5 protein-coding genes are annotated in these 5,769 nt (G+C 63.5%); all 5 read left to right on the top strand.

From position 1 onward, the window contains the following. Positions 1-46 precede the first annotated feature (46 nt). The 5 genes from GY725_15930 (at position 47) to GY725_15910 (ending at position 4,466) form a co-directional block, all read left to right on the top strand. Positions 47-448: a GMC family oxidoreductase gene (locus tag GY725_15930; GenBank protein MCP4005679.1), complete on the top strand. Its 402-nt coding sequence runs from the start codon at positions 47-49 to the stop codon at positions 446-448. A gap of 82 nt (positions 449-530) precedes the next feature. Then, on the top strand, positions 531-947 hold the full coding sequence (locus tag GY725_15925) for a hypothetical protein (GenBank protein MCP4005678.1): 417 nt from the start codon (positions 531-533) through the stop codon (positions 945-947). Between the two features lie 359 nt (positions 948-1,306). After that, positions 1,307-2,074, top strand: coding sequence for a response regulator transcription factor (locus GY725_15920; GenBank protein ID MCP4005677.1), 768 nt, complete (start codon positions 1,307-1,309; stop codon positions 2,072-2,074). Next, positions 2,071-3,555 carry a HAMP domain-containing protein gene (locus GY725_15915; GenBank protein MCP4005676.1) on the top strand — a complete coding sequence of 495 codons (1,485 nt, stop codon included), beginning with the start codon at positions 2,071-2,073 and terminating at the stop codon, positions 3,553-3,555. The genes GY725_15920 and GY725_15915 overlap by 4 nt, the downstream gene beginning before the upstream one ends. 245 nt (positions 3,556-3,800) lie before the next feature. Beyond that, on the top strand, positions 3,801-4,466 hold the full coding sequence (locus GY725_15910) for a hypothetical protein (GenBank protein MCP4005675.1): 666 nt from the start codon (positions 3,801-3,803) through the stop codon (positions 4,464-4,466). The last annotated feature ends 1,303 nt before the right edge of the window (positions 4,467-5,769 follow it).

Below are 5,769 nucleotides of genomic sequence, written 5' to 3'. Positions count from 1 at the left end.
TCCGTTGGGCAGAGGACCTCAAGAGCCCGCAACGCCACTAGTGCTCATGGCGCTGTCCAGCTTCAAGCTCGAGCCTCGACATCCCACTCGCCTCGATGGGCAGTTCGTCGCGAACCGCCGCCCGGATCGGGACAGTATTCGCCAAGTTTTGGGCTATTTGACATCACACTACTTATCGGACATTCCAGAAACCCCGTTGAATTCCCTACCCTCGATCCAAAAGATCGTCATGGCGGGTGCATTCAAGGAGAGCGAGGCACATGCCCTGGGGACGGTCGCAATGGCAGACGATCCCGCAATCGGCGTGGCCGATCGGCACCTCATTCATCACGAAGTCCGCAACCTGCTCGTGCTCGGCGGGAGTGCTTTCCCAAGCTCGTCCCCCGCCAACCCAACCCTTACAATCTCGGCGCTCTCTCTGTGGGCAGCCGATCACCTCTTGAGATGATCTCGAGTCTCGACGCCGTCAGGCGGTCCGCCATAGTCCACCAACGTGTACCACCAACCTGGCGAGGAGAAAGCCAACTCAAATGACCCATCACCTGGCCTCCAGACAACGCAGAAAGTTCATTCGCCGCCTAGGCTGCGGGGTCGCTGGTGCGGCGGGTTTCGTCGGGCTTCTCGAGCTCGCGGGCTGCAGTGGCGAGGAATCCTCCCCGAACAGGACTCGAACCTCCCCATCTCAACTGCCGAGTTCCAAGCTGGCCGCCAGCCTGGCTGAGCATTTTCACTATCTCGATTTCGAGGAGGGGGTACTGGAAGCCTTCGCACGAGATTTTGAATCCCACTACGGAAAGTGGCGGTCAGATCGCTCTCCAAAGCCCTTCACGCGTTTCCTGGCCTCGACCGATTTCTTTCAAAACGGTGCCGACGAGAGTCGGAAGCTGGCCTACGTACGACTCTACGATCCCTACCTGTCGCTCTGCTACAACCCCTTTTCCGCCTAGTCGCCGGCGTTGGTGCATGGGACCGAGACACGGCAACAGCTCCAGCATTTCGGTGATGGCGCGTAGGTCAAACAGTGCGACCAGCAGTGCCTGGTCGCACTGAACCTCCTACCCACGGGGACTCGCGGTGGGGGGCGTGAGTCAAGTGGATTTCACCAAGTCCGGCCGTGAGAATTACGTGATCTTTGTCCACTAGCGTTAGAATGGATGAGAGGAGATGAGGAGGGACTCGCAGGGCCGGGCCCGTGCCCCCCCCGTCTGCTTCGAGGGTGCCACCCGTGGGTGGGGGCCTCGACACTAGAGATGCGACAGTCGGCGGCTCGCCTGCGTCGTTTGCCGCGCGACCAGGAGGCCTGCCCATGACCCGCCGCGTTCTCGTCGTCGAAGACGACGTCGACCTCTCGCGCCTCGTTCGCCTGCAACTCGAAGATCTGGGCTGCGCCGTCGATTGCGTGGTCGACGGCGACACTGGCCTCGCGACGGCGCGGGCGCACGTCTACGACCTCGTGATTCTCGACCTGGGTCTCCCGGGCCTGGGCGGTATCGACCTGTGTCGGGCACTCCGGGAGGAGCCCCGCTATACGCCGATCTTGATGCTCACCGCCAAGTCGACCGAGTTCGACCGCGTGTACGGCCTGGAGGCCGGAGCGGACGATTATCTGACGAAGCCCTTCAGCGTGCTCGAGCTCGTCGCACGGGTGAAGGCGGCGTTCCGGAGAGCCGATGGACTGCGCAGCTTGGCGCCGCTTGCGCCTGACCAGGTGGCCGACGATCCGTATAGCCGGCCGCTCCGCCGCGGGGGACTCGAGCTCGATGCATCGCGCCGAGCTGTGACGCTCGATCTCGCGCCCGTCGAGCTGACCGCCAAGGAGTTCGACCTGCTCCACTACTTCGCAGCTCATCCGGGGCGTGTGTTCAGCCGCGTCCAGCTCCTGGATCAGGTCTGGGGCTACGGTCACGACGGTTATGAGCACACGGTCAACTCCCACATCAACCGACTGCGCTCGAAGATCGAGCGCGACCCGCGACACCCTGAATTCATCCTCACGGTCTGGGGTGTCGGGTACAAGTTCAACGACATGCCGCCCGGCAGCGCCGCCTCCGCCGCGGTGAGGGAGGTGTCGTGAGGACCCTCTACGGGCGGCTCCTCGGCACCTTGTTGGTGATCCTGGTCGTCGTCGGTGGGCTGGTTTCCTGGGCGAGCGTCCGCAACGCGCAGCAGTACCGCATGGAGGTGACACAGAAGCTCCACCTGGGGCTGGCCGAGAGCCTCGTTGCCGAGAGTCTGCTCATGAGCGGCGGGATGATCTATGCCGAGGCCGTGGAGGACGTCTTCCATACCCTGATGGTCATCAATCCTGCGATCGAGGTGTACCTCGTCGACGCAGAAGGCACGTTACTGCGCTATTCGGCACCCGAAGGCAAGGTGAAGCTCGATCGGCTGCCGTTGGACCCGATCCAACGCTTTCTCGCAGCGCAGCGCGTGTCGTCGCGAAGTCTCCCCATCCTGGGGCCCGATCCACGAAATCCCGAGCACGAGAAGGTCTTTTCGGTGGCGCCCATCGTCGAGCACGGCTCCATCCAGGGGTACCTGTACGTGATCCTCGAGAGCGAAGAGTACGCAGCCGCTGCAGAGAGCCTGTGGAGCAGCAGTGCGCTGCGGCTCGGCGCAACAGGGCTCGCGGCGACGCTCCTCTTCGCGCTCTCGGCAGGTGGGCTCCTGTTCCGCCACCTGACGAAGCGTCTGCGAGCGCTCGATGGCGCGGTCGAACGCTTTCGCGATGGGCCGCTCGAGGCGCCGATTCGTCTACCTGACGCATCCGACCGCGAACACGACGAGCTCGATCGGCTTGCCACGAGCTTCGAGCAGATGTCGCGACGGATCGTCGATCAGGTGAACGCCCTGCGAGAGACCGACTCACTCCGCCGCCAGCTCATCGCCAACGTATCGCACGATCTCCGCACGCCGTTGGCGTCGCTTCGCGGCTACCTTGACACGCTGCGGATCAAGCAGGGTCAGCTGTCCGATGACGAGCGTCGTGATTATCTCGACGTGGCGACGCAGAGCGCAGAGCGGCTCGAACGGCGTATCGGCGATCTGTTCGAGCTCGCCAAGCTCGAAGCCACGCAAAGCCGGCCCGAGGTCGAGCCGTTTCCACTCCCCGAGCTGGTGCACGACGTCGTACGCAAGTTCGAGCTCGAGGCGAAGAAACGCGGGGTGACGCTGCGAGTGTCGGCCAGCCCCGCTCTGCCCTTCGCGCTGGCGGAGATCGGGCTGATCGAACGGGCACTCGACAACCTGATCGACAACGCCCTGCGCCACACCCACCGAGGGGGTGAGGTCGCGATCGAGCTCGGAACCCATGATGATCTGATTTCAGTTCGGCTGATTGACACGGGGGAGGGAATCGCAGAGGTCGATCTCCCGCACATCTTCGACCGCTTCTACCAGGCCGAGCGCGACTCGCGTGACGGTGGGGGTACGGGCCTCGGCCTCGCCATCGTGAAGCGCATCCTCGAGCTCCACGAGAGCACCATCGAAGCCCACAGCCGACTCGGTTTCGGCACCACGTTTACCTTTCTCCTGCCCGGCTCCTTCAGCGCCTGAGCAGCGCGCGCTGTGCCAGAGGCCAGCGGCCCATCGGCGGTTGCAGGCGTGCGTTGAAGACCGTCCCCAGGCGCGCGACACGGCGGCCGCTGTACCGCGGTCGCCGATGGTGCTCGTATCCGGATCAACAAGTGACAGGGGCGTGAGATTTTCGTGAGGAGCGAGTGGCAACCTCATTCTCATCGTCACGGACGTCGGGATTGGCTCGGCCGACGTGACGCAGCTCCTGAAGGAGGACCTGATCCATGTTTCCGTTTCGCTTCAACATAGTCTTCGCCACCCTCGTGGCCGCGGCCATCAGCGCTGCGCCAGCCCTCGCCGATTCCAACTGGTCGAAGGGCACGTATACCGTCAAGATCACCAACCTGAGCAAACAGGTGCTGACCCCGCCCCTGGTCGCGAGTCACACCAAGGGTTTCCGCATCTTCCGTGTCGGCGGAGTGGCCGACGAGCCGCTCTACACGCTCGCCGAGACGGGCTCACCGGCACTGTTGGCCGACGATCTCGAGGAGCGAGGCGAGGTCTTCGACGTGGTGACGGGGACGGGGCCCATCCTGCCCGGCCAGTCGGTGACGCTGGAGATCTACGGTAGCCGCAGCTTCCCGTCGGTCAGCGTCATCGGCATGCTGGCGACCACGAACGACTCGTTCTTCGCCATCCAGGGGAAGCGCCTCACGCGCTGGAAGACGACGGCGACAGCGCCCGTCTACGACGCTGGCAGCGAGGAGAACAACGAATCCTGTGACTACCTGCCGGGCCCTCCCTGCAGTGGATCTTCCGCACGAATGCCGGACGGTGCCGAGGGCTTCATCCACCGCTCGAACGGGATCCATGGCCACGGCGATCTCGATCCGTCGGTCTCGGATTGGCGAGGCGACGTGGCCTCGATCGAGATCTACCGACAGCACTGACACGCTGCGGCGGGAGCGGGTCGGTGGCACTCGGTGGCACTGGTCCGCTATCGCCGCGGTCGAGCTTGCCCTCTCGCCGGATAGGCGGGTGGCCTCCTCGAGTCGTGTCTCGGCGCGCGGCGTGATCGAATCGGCTATGCGGCTTGCGCGGATATGTCGAACAAGGCCCATTCCAACGATGCGAGTCGGGTATCGGGGAGGGGAACCCGCGAAATTGGCAGTGCAGAGAGTGGGCCGGGCCCCCGACGGGGCGATCTCCCGGGGCGACCAGAGGTGTCTCAGTTCGAGCGGTCTGCGGCGTAGCTACCCGGGCGGGCATCCGTGGCATACGCGGATCTTGCAACAGGGAAGACGTGCGGGTCAGTGCCCCGGCTCGGTTCCGGCGTCGTCCGGAAGATACTCCTTGAACATATTTCCAAGGACGTCGTCGCTGTGGGGCGGAACGCCCGGATCGGGACAGTATTCGCCAAGTTTTGGGCTATTTGACATCACACTACTTATCGGACATTCCAGAAACCCCGTTGAATTCCCTACCCTCGATGTCAGTGCCCTGTGCGTTCATGGCTTTTTTTAGGTTTGTTTGCTTTTCTCCTCTGAATCCATCCGTCACCTAACGAATAGGTTTCTTGTCACGCGCAGCCGTGACAAATACCGTTGTTGAGCTCAATCTCGTTCTTGCAGGCTGTGTGTCGTTTCCTCTTGGCCCGTCGATTGCTATTGGGCAATCATCGCAAACAGGACCTGGCTGACAGCTGCGATGGAGCATCGCGTGCCGAGGCCAGAGGATCGGATGGGCGGTCGTCGGTGCTGGCTGGGAGTGGATGAGGCCTGGTGACGGCGCAACCGGGTCGCCAGGCAGGGTGAGCCGGGATGCAGACGCAGTTCGCCATTTCCAGGCCGGCCGAGGACTGCCTGCGGGATTCCAGATATATATGTAGTGAGGGAGTGTGTCGAGGCAGACTGCGTCATGGCGGCGCCCGTTGGCTTCGGAGCGCGGAGCGCCGCCGCCACACTGGCCGGGGGATCTCGGCGACCCTGCGCATCGTTCCCTTTTTACAGAGAGGGCAACGTCGTTCGGAGCGGTCCGTGGCCTCCTCTTCCTGATGCTCTTGCAGATCGATCTGGTGCATGAGATCGCGCTCTCGATCGTCGATCTTGATGCCGTCGCACTCGGCATGAGTTCGAGCACCCTCTTCTGTCTCCGCCGTCCCTTGCATCCCCTCGAGCAGGCTTCGTGCGAGGGCGAGCTTGCGTGCCGATCCCGGACTGAAGCATCCGTAGTGGCGTACCCGGGTGAAGCCGC

This window comes from bacterium (genome assembly GCA_024226335.1).
In the GTDB taxonomy this organism is placed as follows: domain Bacteria; phylum Myxococcota_A; class UBA9160; order SZUA-336; family SZUA-336; genus JAAELY01.
Note: the sequence above shows the minus strand (reverse complement) of the source record. Positions and strands in the feature narration are given on the sequence as shown.